Annotated in this window: 13 protein-coding genes; 1 reads left to right on the top strand and 12 read right to left on the bottom strand. The window is 61.3% G+C overall.

Going from position 1 to position 11,977, the window contains the following annotated elements:
* Positions 1-128: 128 nt before the first annotated feature.
* The 4 genes from ACJ8PI_RS01845 to sdhC are packed head-to-tail and all read right to left on the bottom strand — an operon-like array spanning position 129 to position 3,359.
* Positions 129-845: a succinate dehydrogenase iron-sulfur subunit gene (locus ACJ8PI_RS01845; protein ID WP_004939885.1), complete on the bottom strand. Its 717-nt coding sequence runs from the start codon at positions 843-845 to the stop codon at positions 129-131.
* Positions 846-861: 16 nt separating this feature from the next.
* Entirely contained in the window at positions 862-2,628 is a 1,767-nt protein-coding gene (gene sdhA / locus ACJ8PI_RS01840) for a succinate dehydrogenase flavoprotein subunit (protein ID WP_015376974.1), read from the bottom strand.
* Positions 2,629-2,976, bottom strand: a complete 348-nt coding sequence (gene sdhD / locus ACJ8PI_RS01835) for a succinate dehydrogenase membrane anchor subunit (protein ID WP_004939891.1) — start codon at positions 2,974-2,976, stop codon at positions 2,629-2,631.
* Complete coding sequence (sdhC, locus tag ACJ8PI_RS01830) at positions 2,970-3,359, bottom strand: succinate dehydrogenase cytochrome b556 subunit (RefSeq protein ID WP_004939893.1); 390 nt, start codon at positions 3,357-3,359, stop codon at positions 2,970-2,972. The genes sdhD and sdhC overlap by 7 nt, the downstream gene beginning before the upstream one ends.
* 730 nt (positions 3,360-4,089) lie before the next feature.
* On the opposite strand from sdhC, the gene ACJ8PI_RS01825 reads away from it, so the two are divergent.
* Positions 4,090-5,382 carry a citrate synthase gene (locus ACJ8PI_RS01825; protein WP_016928730.1) on the top strand — a complete coding sequence of 431 codons (1,293 nt, stop codon included), beginning with the start codon at positions 4,090-4,092 and terminating at the stop codon, positions 5,380-5,382.
* A 57-nt stretch (positions 5,383-5,439) separates the two neighbouring features.
* On the opposite strand, the gene nei is transcribed toward ACJ8PI_RS01825, so the two are convergent.
* The 8 genes from nei to ACJ8PI_RS01785 all read right to left on the bottom strand — a co-directional run bounded on the left by nei (position 5,440) and on the right by ACJ8PI_RS01785 (position 11,972).
* Positions 5,440-6,231 carry an endonuclease VIII gene (nei, locus tag ACJ8PI_RS01820; RefSeq protein WP_164134421.1) on the bottom strand — a complete coding sequence of 264 codons (792 nt, stop codon included), beginning with the start codon at positions 6,229-6,231 and terminating at the stop codon, positions 5,440-5,442.
* A 54-nt stretch (positions 6,232-6,285) separates the two neighbouring features.
* Positions 6,286-6,930, bottom strand: a complete 645-nt coding sequence (pcp, locus tag ACJ8PI_RS01815) for a pyroglutamyl-peptidase I (RefSeq protein WP_033655163.1) — start codon at positions 6,928-6,930, stop codon at positions 6,286-6,288.
* A gap of 8 nt (positions 6,931-6,938) precedes the next feature.
* Entirely contained in the window at positions 6,939-7,958 is a 1,020-nt protein-coding gene (locus tag ACJ8PI_RS01810) for a DUF979 domain-containing protein (protein WP_094860042.1), read from the bottom strand.
* Positions 7,955-8,686 (bottom strand): DUF969 domain-containing protein, encoded by a 732-nt coding sequence (locus ACJ8PI_RS01805; RefSeq protein WP_015376970.1) that lies wholly within the window; start codon positions 8,684-8,686, stop codon positions 7,955-7,957. The genes ACJ8PI_RS01810 and ACJ8PI_RS01805 overlap by 4 nt, the downstream gene beginning before the upstream one ends.
* Positions 8,687-8,756: 70 nt before the next feature.
* Positions 8,757-9,497: a 5-oxoprolinase subunit PxpA gene (gene pxpA / locus ACJ8PI_RS01800; RefSeq protein WP_033647161.1), complete on the bottom strand. Its 741-nt coding sequence runs from the start codon at positions 9,495-9,497 to the stop codon at positions 8,757-8,759.
* Positions 9,487-10,419, bottom strand: a complete 933-nt coding sequence (gene pxpC, locus ACJ8PI_RS01795; RefSeq protein ID WP_161726984.1) for a 5-oxoprolinase subunit PxpC — start codon at positions 10,417-10,419, stop codon at positions 9,487-9,489. Before pxpC ends, pxpA begins: the two co-directional genes overlap by 11 nt.
* Positions 10,413-11,069, bottom strand: coding sequence for a 5-oxoprolinase subunit PxpB (gene pxpB, locus ACJ8PI_RS01790; protein ID WP_101427886.1), 657 nt, complete (start codon positions 11,067-11,069; stop codon positions 10,413-10,415). Before pxpB ends, pxpC begins: the two co-directional genes overlap by 7 nt.
* A 159-nt stretch (positions 11,070-11,228) precedes the next feature.
* Positions 11,229-11,972 (bottom strand): type 2 GTP cyclohydrolase I, encoded by a 744-nt coding sequence (locus ACJ8PI_RS01785; RefSeq protein ID WP_025301873.1) that lies wholly within the window; start codon positions 11,970-11,972, stop codon positions 11,229-11,231.
* Positions 11,973-11,977 lie beyond the last annotated feature (5 nt).

Below are 11,977 nucleotides of genomic sequence, written 5' to 3'. Positions count from 1 at the left end.
CAAGGAACCTCTAAAAACCGGCGGAAGAACCAGGCTGCATAGCGCCGCAGCCGCGGGTCAGTTTTTAGAGGTTCCCTCCCCTATGGGATGTGCGCCGGAAAAGAGCCCGGCGCAGCATCTCATTCCGTTTATGCGCCGCGTTGCAGCAGCATGGACTTGATATGCCCGATAGCACGCGTCGGGTTCAAGCCTTTAGGACATACACTGACACAATTCATAATGCTATGGCAGCGGAAAACACTAAAAGCGTCGTCCAGATCATCTAAACGTTCTTGCGTTTCCGTGTCACGGCTGTCGATCAGGAAGCGATACGCCGCCAGCAGACCGGCAGGCCCGATGAACTTGTCCGGGTTCCACCAGAACGATGGGCAAGAGGTCGAGCAGCAGGCGCACAGAATGCACTCGTACAGACCGTCCAGCTTGGCGCGCTGCTCCGGCGACTGCAGGTGCTCGCGCGCCGGCGGGTTCTTGCCGTCGTTCAGCAGGTATGGCTTGATCTTTTCATACTGGGTATAGAACTGGCCCATATCCACCACCAGATCGCGCACCACCGGCAGGCCCGGCAGCGGACGGATCACGATCTTGCCGTTGCCTTTGCGCAGCGACGAAATCGGGGTGATGCACGCCAGGCCGTTTTTACCGTTCATGTTCAGGCCGTCGGAACCGCACACGCCTTCGCGGCATGAGCGACGGAACGACAGGGTCGGGTCTTTTTCTTTCAGCTGGATCAACGCATCCAGCAGCATCATGTCGCGACCTTCTTCCGCTTCCAGGGTGTAATCCTGCATGTGCGGCGCGTCATCGACATCCGGGTTGTAGCGATAAATGGAAAATTCGAGTTTCATCTGTCGATCTCCGCAATTAGTAAGAACGCACTTTCGGCGGGAATGCCGGGCGCAGCTTCGGTTGCATGTTCACTTCACGACGCGTCATGCTTTCCGATTGCGGCAGATACAGCGAATGGCACAGCCAGTTGGCGTCATCGCGTTCCGGGTAGTCGAAGCGGCTGTGTGCGCCACGGCTCTCGGTACGGAAGTTGGCCGACACGGCGGTGGAATACGCGGTCTCCATCAGGTTATCCAACTCCAGGCACTCGATGCGCTGGGTGTTGAACTCGCTGGAGGTATCGTCCAGGCGTGCGTTCTTCAGACGTTCACGGATCACTTTCAGTTCTTCCAGGCCCTTGGCCATCGCATCGCCTTCGCGGAATACCGAGAAGTTGTGCTGCATGCAAGACTGCAGCGCTTTGCGAATTTCGACCGGGTCTTCGCCGGAACGGGTGTTGTTCCAACGGTTCAGACGATCCAGCGAGGCTTCCACGTCGGAGTCGCTGGCGTCACGGCTCACGCCCTGCTCTTCCAGCGATTCCTGCAGGTGCATGCCGGCGGAACGGCCGAACACCACCAGGTCGAGCAGCGAGTTGCCGCCCAAGCGGTTGGCGCCGTGCACCGATACGCAGGCGATTTCGCCCACCGCGAACAGCCCCGGGATCACCACGTCTTCGCCTTTCTCGTTCACGGTCAGCGCCTGGCCGGTCACCTTGGTCGGAATGCCGCCCATCATATAGTGACAGGTCGGGATAACCGGGATCGGCTCTTTCACCGGATCGACGTGCGCGAAGGTGCGGGACAGTTCCAGAATGCCCGGCAGACGGGATTCCAGCACCTCTTTGCCCAGGTGATCCAGCTTCAGCTTGGCGTGCGGGCCCCAAGGACCGTCGCAGCCGCGGCCTTCGCGGATTTCGATCATGATCGAACGGGCAACCACGTCGCGGCCCGCCAGATCTTTGGCGTTCGGCGCATAACGCTCCATGAAGCGCTCGCCGTGTTTGTTCAGCAGGTAACCGCCTTCGCCGCGGCAGCCTTCGGTCACCAGCACGCCCGCGCCGGCGATGCCGGTCGGGTGGAACTGCCACATTTCCATGTCCTGCACCGGCACGCCGGCGCGCAGCGCCATGCCGACACCGTCGCCGGTGTTGATGTGGGCGTTGGTGGTGGACTGGTAAATACGGCCTGCGCCGCCGGTCGCCAGCACGGTGGCCTTGGCTTTGAAGTAAACCACTTCACCGGTTTCGATGCAGATAGCCGTGGTGCCAACCACCGCGCCGTCCTGGTTTTTCACCAGATCGAGCGCATACCACTCGGAGAAGATGGTGGTGTGGTTTTTCAGGTTTTGTTGGTACAGGGTGTGCAGCAGCGCGTGGCCGGTACGGTCGGCTGCGGCTGCGGTACGCGCCGCCTGCTCGCCGCCGAAGTTCAGCGACTGGCCGCCGAACGGGCGCTGATAGATGCGGCCGTCGTCCAGACGAGAGAACGGCAGGCCCATGTGTTCCAGTTCCAGAATCGCTTCCGGGCCGGTTTTACACATATATTCGATGGCGTCCTGGTCACCGATATAGTCGGAACCTTTCACCGTGTCGTACATATGCCATTCCCAGTTGTCCTCGTGGCTGTTGCCGAGCGCGACGGTGATGCCGCCCTGTGCGGACACGGTATGGGAACGGGTCGGGAAAACTTTGGACAGCAGGGCACAGGTCGAGCCCGCTTGGGAAATTTGCAGCGCGGCACGCATGCCCGCACCGCCGGCGCCGATTACGACGGCATCAAACTCTCTGACTGGCAGTTTCATTTAAGCACCCCACACTACGATTGTTCCGTACAGTAAATAGACCAGCAACGCGACCACGACAGCCAGCTGCAACACCAGGCGAACCGCCAGCGGCTTGACGTAGTCCGTCAGCACCTGCCACAGCCCGATCCAGGCGTGCACCAGAATCGACAGCAAGGTCAGCAGAGTGAACACTTTCGTAATGGAAGTGGCGAAGAAACCGCGCCAGATGTCATAAGTGAGTTCCGGAGCCGTGACGAAGAAGCCCAGGATATACAGGACGTACAGGGTGATGATGATAGCGGAAGCGCGCAGCAGCAGCCAATCGTGCACGCCGTTGCGCCCTAATGCAGAAACGTTGTTTACCATACGAGGACTCCAGCCAGAACTGACAGCACGACGGTCAGGCCGATCGCCACCTGGGCGGAACGGGTACCGGCGGCCAAACTCTCTTCGATGTAGCCAAAATCCATTAACAAGTGACGGATGCCACCGCAAATGTGATAGGCCAGCGCCGTGAGGATGCCCCAGAATATGAATTTGACGATGAAGCTATTCATGATGGCGGCCGCCTGCAGGAACCCCTCTTGGGAAGAGAGTGACAGGCCCAGCAGCCAGAGGAGGATACCCACGGCAACGAAGGTAATTACGCCAGAGACTCGGTGTAAGATAGACGCTATCGCAGTTACGGGGAACCGGATCGTTTGCAGATCCAAGTTGACAGGTCGTTGTTTTTTCACGTATTTGCCCACACAGCTCTTATTATTTTCCTTCCTCCGGGCCTGGGCGGGGATCAGACAGCGTTAAGAGCCTAAAACCCTTACACGTCACGCGCTCAAACATCAACATCCTCTGTGCTCAAACGGCGCGCATTTATAACGCTGGGTGCTCCTACTTCAGGGTAATCCGGAGACCTGGCGGCAGTATAGGAGGATCACATTCTGATTACAATTCTCATACAACCGCTTTGATAACATTTCCCCCGAACAGTGATTCAGATCACGGATTTCACAATTAGTGCAAAATTAATTATCTGATTTGACAAGAGATCAACATTTCCATTACATATAGGGGCACAAACGGTCCTATGATGCGCTATGGGTCAGCAGATACACTTCCCCCCGGGTTCGAGTTGTGCAACAGTGTATTTGACGAACCTATCCCAATAGCCGTTGTTTCCCGCTCGATTTTGCCGGCGTCAAAAAGCAAATAAAGCAAATAAAAACAGATTATTGGGATAGGTTCACATCTCTTCGAACAGCTCATAGGTAAGATTAACAGACTATAACGAATTACTATGAATCGTTAACAACTGGTCACCCGTCTCGTTCGCCTGGTCAGCACTCTGTACCCTACCCGCGCACAGTTGCGCAGTCGCTCACAGAGTTAGCGTCCGCACCATTTTTTTGCGGGCAACCTGCAGAGATTTAAGGTATTTCAGTTGTTAGTGGTTTTTAAAATAAGGCGCTAAGGAGACAGTAAATGACTGATAAGAAAGCGACGCTAACCATTAACGACAGCGAAGCTCCGATCGAACTGGGCGTATTGACACCGACACTGGGCCCTGATGTCCTCGATGTCCGCGCTCTGGGTTCCAAAGGTTATTTCACATTTGATCCCGGCTTTACCTCCACCGCTTCTTGCGAATCCAAGATTACCTTCATCGACGGCGACAAAGGCGTGCTGCTGCACCGCGGCTTCCCTATCGAGCAGCTGGCGAAAGAATCTTCCTACCTGGAAGTGTGCTACATCCTGCTGTACGGCGAGACCCCAACGCCGGAAGAGTTCGAGACCTTCAAGACCACCGTCACCCGCCACACCATGATCCACGACCAGATCACCCATCTGTTCCGTGGTTTCCGTCGCGACTCGCACCCGATGGCGGTGCTGTGCGGCGTGACCGGCGCGCTGGCGGCGTTCTACCACGATGCGCTGGACGTCAACAACGAGCGTCACCGTGAAATCACCGCGTTCCGCCTGCTGTCCAAAATGCCGACCGTGGCGGCGATGTGCTACAAATACTCCCTGGGCCAGCCGTTCGTTTACCCGCGCAACGATCTGTCCTATGCCGGCAACTTCCTGCACATGATGTTCGCCACCCCGTGCGAAGAGTACGTGGTGAACCCGGTGCTGGAACGCGCCATGGATCGCATCCTGATCCTGCACGCCGACCATGAGCAGAACGCCTCTACCTCTACCGTGCGCACCGCCGGCTCTTCCGGCGCCAACCCGTTCGCCTGCATCGCGGCCGGCATCGCCTCCCTGTGGGGGCCGGCACACGGCGGCGCCAACGAAGCGGCGCTGAAAATGCTGGAAGAGATCAAGACCGTCGAGCACATTCCGGAATTCATCAAGCGCGCCAAGGACAAGAACGACTCCTTCCGCCTGATGGGCTTCGGCCACCGCGTGTACAAGAACTACGATCCGCGCGCTACCGTGATGCGCGAAACCTGTCACGAAGTGCTGAAAGAGCTGAACAAGAAGGACGACAACCTGCTGCAGGTCGCGATGGAGCTGGAACACATCGCGCTGAACGACCCGTACTTCATCGAGAAGAAACTGTACCCGAACGTCGACTTCTACTCCGGCATCATCCTGAAGGCGATGGGCATTCCTTCTTCCATGTTCACCGTGATCTTCGCCATTGCGCGCACCATCGGCTGGATCGCCCACTGGAACGAAATGCACGACGAAGGCATCAAAATTGCCCGTCCGCGTCAGCTGTACACCGGCTATGCCGAGCGTGATTTCAAATCCCAGCTGAAAAACAAGTAAGCCGCTTTCCCGGCTGAAGCTGCACCGCGCCGCCCCTTCGGGCGGCGTTTTTTTTGGTTATTTCTGGCAGCCCGGGCACCAATAAAACGGCCGCGACGACAGATCGGTACGCACGATCATCCCGCCGCAGCGTTCGCAGGGCTCGCCGCTGCGATGAAACACCTTGAAGCGAAACAGCGCGCCGTGATGCCGGTTGTCATCCGCCTGCCCGCGCGTCTGGTAGGAAAGGCGCGGCACCGCCAGCAATGCGTCCGCCAGGCGGCGCAGCGCCTCCGGCGGCAGACCCTGCGGTTTGTGCTGCGGCGCCAGTTCGGCCTGCCACAGGATTTCGGCGCGCAGATAGTTACCCAATCCGGCAAGAAACGCCTGGTCGAGCAGCATGCCGCCCAGCTGCCGGCGGCGAAAACGCGGCGTCAGCAACCGCTCCGCCACATCTTCCACCGTCAACGACATGTCCAACACGTCGGGGCCGATGCGTTGCAAAAACGGGTGCTGCTCTATTTCCTCGCGCGGCCCGACGGTAATGTCGGAAGCGCTGTAGAGCAATATCGCGCTGCGGGCGGTTTCCAGCCGCACCCGCAGATCGCGCCGGGTCTCCGGCGTCTCCCCGGCCGCCGCCACTTTCCACACGCCGTACAGCTGGTTGTGGCTGTACATCGTCAACCCATTGGAGAAATGGGTCAGCAGCGCCTTGCCGCGCGGCTCGATGGCGACGATGCGCTCGCCGAGCAGACGCTGGCGATAGTGTTTCAGCTGGGGAAAAGCGAAATCGACGGAGGTCAACGGCTGATCGATCACCGCCGCCGCCAGTTTGTCCGCCGCCCGGCGAATCTCCGGTCCTTCCGGCATAGACCACTCCTTACGTAGACCCGGCGCAGCCCGATGCGCCGGGGATTTTCTTGATTAATGCGTCGCGCCGCCCACCACTTTCAGATCGTGCTCCACCTGCAAAGCGATGGAAACGGCCAGCTCCAATGCAAACAGCACCGTCGAAGCCGCCATGCTCGGCGCGCCGGGGTGCGCCGCCGCCTGCTCCGGCAGGTACGGGATATGGATAAAGCCGCCCTTCACCTCACGCTGGCCGCTCAAACGGTGCAGCAGGCCATACATGACATGGTTGCACACATAGGTGCCGGCGGTCTGCGAAACGGCGGCCGGAATGCCGGCCTCACGCATCGAACTGACCATCGCTTTAATCGGCAAGGTACTGAAATAGGCCGCCGGGCCGCCGGCGACGATCGGCTCGTCCACCGGCTGTTGCCCCTGATTGTCGGGGATACGCGCATCGTCGACGTTGATCGCCACCCGTTCAATCGTGATGTCGGTGCGGCCGCCGGCCTGGCCGATAGCCAGCACCATCACCGGCTGCACCTCGTCGATCGCCGCATTGAGCGCGTCCAGCGCCGCGCCGAACACGCACGGCAGCTGGCGCGCCACGATGCGCGTACCGACCAGCTCCATATCATTGAGCTGCTTCACCACTTCCCAGGAGGGGTTAAGGCGCTCGCCGCCAAACGGCTCAAAGCCGGTAATCAATACTTTTTGCATCCTTACTCCTACAGGAACATCAGGAAATACAGCAGAAACACGTTAACCAACAGCAGCAGCACACCGGTCGGCACCTGCGCCTTGATCACCGCATTCTTGTCCGGCAGCTCCAGCAGCGCCGCCGGCACGATGTTAAAGTTCGCCGCCATCGGCGTCATCAGGGTGCCACAATAGCCGGAGAACATGCCGATCGCCGCCATCACCGCCGGGTTGCCGCCGTGCTGCAACACCAGGATCGGAATGCCGATGCCGGCGGTAACGATCGGGAAAGCGGCGAAGGCGTTGCCCATCACCATGGTCAGCACAGCCATACCGATAGCGTAGACCGCCACGGCGATAAAGCGGTTATCCACCGCCAGATACTCCTGGGTCAAATGCGAGATCGCGGTGCCGACGCCGGCGACGGTAAACAGCAGCCCCAGCGTGGCAAGGATCTGCGGCAGAATGAACGCCCAGCCGATCGAATCCAGCAGGCGCCGCGCTTCCTGCACTGGCTGCAGGGCCTTCTCGTGGGTCATTTTCACCGCGATCGCCAGGCCAATCAGGCAGCCGACGGTCATCGAGAACAGGGTGATCAGCGTCGCATGGTTGCCGCTGCCGAATACCGCGCTTTGCAACGCCGGCACGTTGTTGAACAACAGCACGCCGATCACCGTCACCACCGGGATTGCCAGAGCGGGGATAAACAGCTTGTTGCCCAGGCGCTTGGCGCTGGCCTCGCGCTCCTGCGGCGCCCGCTGGTGGTAGCTGCCGAGGCGCACACCGCCAAAGCCGGCGATCAGGGCCATCACCACCACCACCACGCCAACGATGATATGCAGCATGCGTTTTTCGTTGCTGCCCTCGCCCAGCACATCGCCCAACAGGCGGTAAGTCCAGTCGCCGACCAGGAACACCAGGCCGTACAGCCCCCAAAACAGCCCGGTGGTGATGCGGCGCGGGTTGGCGCGATCGCGGAAGGACATCACCGCCACAATCAGCAGCACCGCGCCGGCCAGCCAGTAGAGGTATTGTTGCTGGAAGTTCATCGTGCCTCCCCCTTCGCCTGCAGCGCCGCCTGATTCAGCTGCGCCAGCTCGGCGCTCAGCTGCTTATCCATCCGATACAGCCGGAACGCGTGGATCAGGAAAGCGAAAATCGCGGTCGGAATGCCCCACAGCGCGATATGCAGCGGCTCGGTCTGAATGCCGCCGGACTCCAGCATAAAGTTGTGCATGAAGATGATCGCGCCGAAGGCGACGAAGATATCTTCGCCGAAGAACAGCCCGACGTTGTCGGTCGCGGCCGACATGGCACGCAAACGGTGGCGCGTGCGCTCCGGCAGCTCGCCGTAGCGGTTTTCCGTTGCCCCTTCCGCCATCGGCGCCAGCAGCGGCCGCACCATCTGCGGATGCCCGCCCAGGCTGGTCAGCCCCATCGCCGCGGTAATCTCACGCACAAACAGGTAGACGATCAGCAGACGGCCGGCGGTGGCGCTTTTGATCCTGGCGATCCACGCCTGCGCCCGTTCTTTCAGCCCGTGGCGCTCCAGCAGGCCGATCACCGCCAGCGGCAACAGCAGGATCAGCGGCAGGTTGCGGGTGTTGAGAAAACCCTCGCCGAGCTTTTCCAAAATGACGTCCAGCGGCATCAGCGCCGCCAAACCGGTGATGATGCCGGCGGCGATCACCACCAGCACCGGGTTGAAACGCAATACAAACCCGACCACGATGGCGGCGATGCCGATCAGTGGCCAGAGATTCACGGCCTGTTCCATAGTCTTCCCTCGATATTTTCTAATAGTTTTTTGCTTGTGATGTTGTGTCTTGCTTTATTGCTTTATTGCTTTACTGCTCCGCGCTGACGCGGATGCCCTGCTGAACAAAACTGTCCCGCAGCTTGCGCGCATACGCCAGCGCATGCTCGCCGTCCCCGTGCAGGCAGACGGTTTCCGCCTGAACGGCAGTCCAGACGCCATCCACGCTGCGCACCCGGTGATGGCGTACCATCTCCAGCGTTTGCGCCAGCGCCTGTTCGTCATCCTCAATCAGCGCCCCCGGCAAACCGCGCGGCACCAACGTGCCGTCGGCCTGATAGCCGCGATCGGCGAACACCTCTTGCCGGGTGGTCAGACCGAGTTGTTCCCCGGCACGGATCAGCTCGCTGCCGGCCAGCCCCACCAGCCGCAATGCCGGATCGACCGCCTGCACCGCCCGGGCGATCGCTTCCGCCAGCGCCGGCTCAACCGCCGCCTGGTTGTACAGCATGCCGTGCGGCTTAACGTGCACCATCACCCCGCCCTCGGCGCGGGCGATGGCCGCCAGCGCCCCGAGCTGATACACCACCTGCGCGTACACCGTTTCCGGCGGCAGCTGCATGCGGGTGCGGCCGAAGTTCTCCCGATCGGGAAAACTCGGGTGGGCGCCGATCGCCACGCCGTACTGCAATGCCCAGCGCACCGACTGACGCATGGTCTGCGCATCGCCGGCGTGAAAGCCGCAGGCGATGTTGGCCGAGCTCACCAGTTGCAACAGCGCCTGGTCGTTGGCGCAGCCTTCGCCGAGATCGGCGTTCAAATCAACGATCATGTAACCCCCAGGCAATCTGTCGAAGGAAGAGATCCTGCTCGGCTTTGGCGCGCTGCGCCTCGGCCAGTGAGCAGAGAACGAAGTGGATCGGTTCGCCGAGACGGATCTGCGCCAAGTGGTAGAGATCGGCCTCTATCACACAGGCGATACGCGGGTAACCGCCGGTGGTTTGCGCATCGGCCATCAGCACGATCGGCTGGCCGTTGTGCGGCACCTGCACCACGCCGGGCAGCAGGCCGTGCGACAGCATCTCGCGGTCGGTGGTGCGTTCCAGCGGCGTGCCGCCGTGCAGGCGGTAGCCCATGCGGTTGCTCTGCGGGCTGAGCTGCCAGGCGGTGCGCCAGAACGTGTCCTGCGCCTCTTCGCTGAATTCAGCGTACTCCGGCCCCGGCAGCGCGCGAATGCGGTTGGTGAACAGCAGTTGCTTCACGCCGCAGCGGTGTTGCGGCAGCGCGGTGGATTTGCCCAGCGGCAGCCGATCGCCGTCCTTCAGATTACGGCCTTCGTGGCCGCCAAAGGCGGCTTTCATGTCGGTGCTGCACGAGCCCAGCATTTCCGGCACGGCGATGCCGCCCGAGATCGCCAGGTAGCTGCGCATGCCACGTTTCGGCGTGCCCAGCACCAGCCGCTGCCCCTTTTTCACCGGGTAGCGCCAGCCGGTCCACAGCGGCTTGCCGTCCAGCTGCGCGTCGCAGCCGGCACCGGTCAAGGCGATCCAGCCAGGGCGGGTAAACTCGGCGCTGAACTGGCCGAGGGTGATCTCCAGCCCGGCGGCCTCCGGCGCATTGCCCACCAGCAGGTTGGCGATCTTCAGCGCCGGTTGATCCAGCGCCCCGCCGGTGCTGATGCCCAGGCGGCGGAATCCCTCGCGGCCCAAATCCTGCACCGTGGTATAGATGCCGGCACGCAGAATAATCAGCATACGCCCTCCTTCTGCGGCACGAAGCGCACGTTATCGCCCGGGCGCAGCAGCGTCGGCGGCATTTCATGCGGATTGAACAGCGCCAGCGGCGTGCGGCCGATCAGCTGCCAGCCGCCGGGCGTCACCAGCGGATAGATACCGGTCTGGCCGCCGCCGATGCCAACGGAACCGGCCGCCACCGCCAGACGCGGCTCAGCGCGGCGCGGCGTCGCCAGCTGTTCCGGCATGCCGCCCAAATAGGAGAAGCCCGGCTGAAAGCCGAGGAAATAGACCACGTAGGCCGCCGCCGCGTGGCATTCCACCACCTGCCGCGGCGTCATGCCGGTATGGCGCGCCACTTCATCCAGATCGGGGCCTTGCTCCCCGCCGTAGACCACCGGAATATCCACCTGGCGCGATTCCGGCGTCAGGCTCTCTTTGCTTTCCCAACCTTGCTGCAGCAGCACGAGCATCGCTTCGGCGTCGGCCTGCGGCGTATGCAGCAACAGCGTCAGGTTATTCATCCCCGGCACCACTTCCCGCACGTCGGGGTGGTGATTCAGCTTTTCCGCCAGCGCCCAGATGCGCTGCTGGCTCGGTAAGGTCACCGGCGGCGACAGTTCAAGCACTACCGCTCTTTCACCCAACAGGTAATAACGTGCTTGTTGCACCCTTATTCTCCTTATTATTATCGCGATGAAAAACACACCAGTTATGCGTGACGCGGCCCCGGCTGTCAATAGAACGCAACCATAGGGAAAATAAGGAAATAGCACGATAGAAGGATTCAGCCGGCGCACAGGCCGGGCTGGATCCGGGGAAGAAAAAAATCAGGCGGGATTCGGGATGTCGATAAAGGTCACATCAAAGCCGTGGTGCTGCGCCAGCCAGTCGCCCAGCGCCTTCACGCCGCCGCGCTCGGTGGCGTGGTGGCCGGCGGCGAAGAAATGCACGCCCATTTCGCGCGCGCTGTGAATGGTCTGCTCAGACACTTCACCGCTGATGAACGCATCGACGCCGAAGCGCGCCGCGCTGTCGATAAAGCCCTGGCCGCCGCCGGTGCACCAGGCCACCCGGCGAATGTGCTCAGGCGCGTTATCGCCGCAGTGCAGCACCGCGCGCCCCAGCCGGCTTTCGATACGCTGCTGCAGCGCTTCGCCGGTCAGCGGCTGTTCAAATTCGCCGTGCGGCACCAGCGGCTCGACGTCGCCAATCACCCGAATGCCCAGCGCCTGCGCCAGCTGCGCGTTGTTGCCCAGCACCGGATGCGCGTCCAGCGGCAGGTGGTAGCCGTACAGGTTGATATCGTGGGTCAGCAGCGTTTTCAGGCGGTTGCGCTTCATGCCGCGCACCGCCGGCGCCTCGTTTTTCCAGAAATAGCCGTGGTGCACGATAATCGCGTCGGCCTGATGCGCCACCGCGGCGTCCAGCAGCGCCTGACAGGCGGTGACGCCGGTCACGATGCGCTGCACGTGCGGGCGGCCTTCTACCTGCAATCCGTTGGGGGCGTAGTCCTGAAACGCCGCGGCGTTCAGTTCCGTGTTGATCAGTTGTTCCAGATCGAGGTTACGCATTCTCT

The organism is Serratia sp. CY82433, assembly GCF_052166535.1.
Lineage (GTDB): Bacteria > Pseudomonadota > Gammaproteobacteria > Enterobacterales > Enterobacteriaceae > Serratia > Serratia sarumanii.
This window is presented reverse-complemented; position numbering and strand designations above follow the sequence as displayed.

What these genes read in the sequence shown, in the direction of transcription:
- sdhD (WP_004939891.1), bottom strand. Translation starts at nt 2,976, where the DNA reads ATGGTAAACAACGTTTCTGCATTAGGGCGCAACGGCGTGCACGATTGG.
- sdhA (WP_015376974.1), bottom strand. Translation starts at nt 2,628, where the DNA reads ATGAAACTGCCAGTCAGAGAGTTTGATGCCGTCGTAATCGGCGCCGGC.
- pxpA (WP_033647161.1), bottom strand. Translation starts at nt 9,497, where the DNA reads ATGATCGTTGATTTGAACGCCGATCTCGGCGAAGGCTGCGCCAACGAC.
- nei (WP_164134421.1), bottom strand. Translation starts at nt 6,231, where the DNA reads ATGCCGGAAGGACCGGAGATTCGCCGGGCGGCGGACAAACTGGCGGCG.
- ACJ8PI_RS01805 (WP_015376970.1), bottom strand. Translation starts at nt 8,686, where the DNA reads ATGGAACAGGCCGTGAATCTCTGGCCACTGATCGGCATCGCCGCCATC.
- pcp (WP_033655163.1), bottom strand. Translation starts at nt 6,930, where the DNA reads ATGCAAAAAGTATTGATTACCGGCTTTGAGCCGTTTGGCGGCGAGCGC.
- ACJ8PI_RS01785 (WP_025301873.1), bottom strand. Translation starts at nt 11,972, where the DNA reads ATGCGTAACCTCGATCTGGAACAACTGATCAACACGGAACTGAACGCC.
- ACJ8PI_RS01845 (WP_004939885.1), bottom strand. Translation starts at nt 845, where the DNA reads ATGAAACTCGAATTTTCCATTTATCGCTACAACCCGGATGTCGATGAC.
- ACJ8PI_RS01810 (WP_094860042.1), bottom strand. Translation starts at nt 7,958, where the DNA reads ATGAACTTCCAGCAACAATACCTCTACTGGCTGGCCGGCGCGGTGCTG.
- ACJ8PI_RS01825 (WP_016928730.1), top strand. Translation starts at nt 4,090, where the DNA reads ATGACTGATAAGAAAGCGACGCTAACCATTAACGACAGCGAAGCTCCG.
- pxpC (WP_161726984.1), bottom strand. Translation starts at nt 10,419, where the DNA reads ATGCTGATTATTCTGCGTGCCGGCATCTATACCACGGTGCAGGATTTG.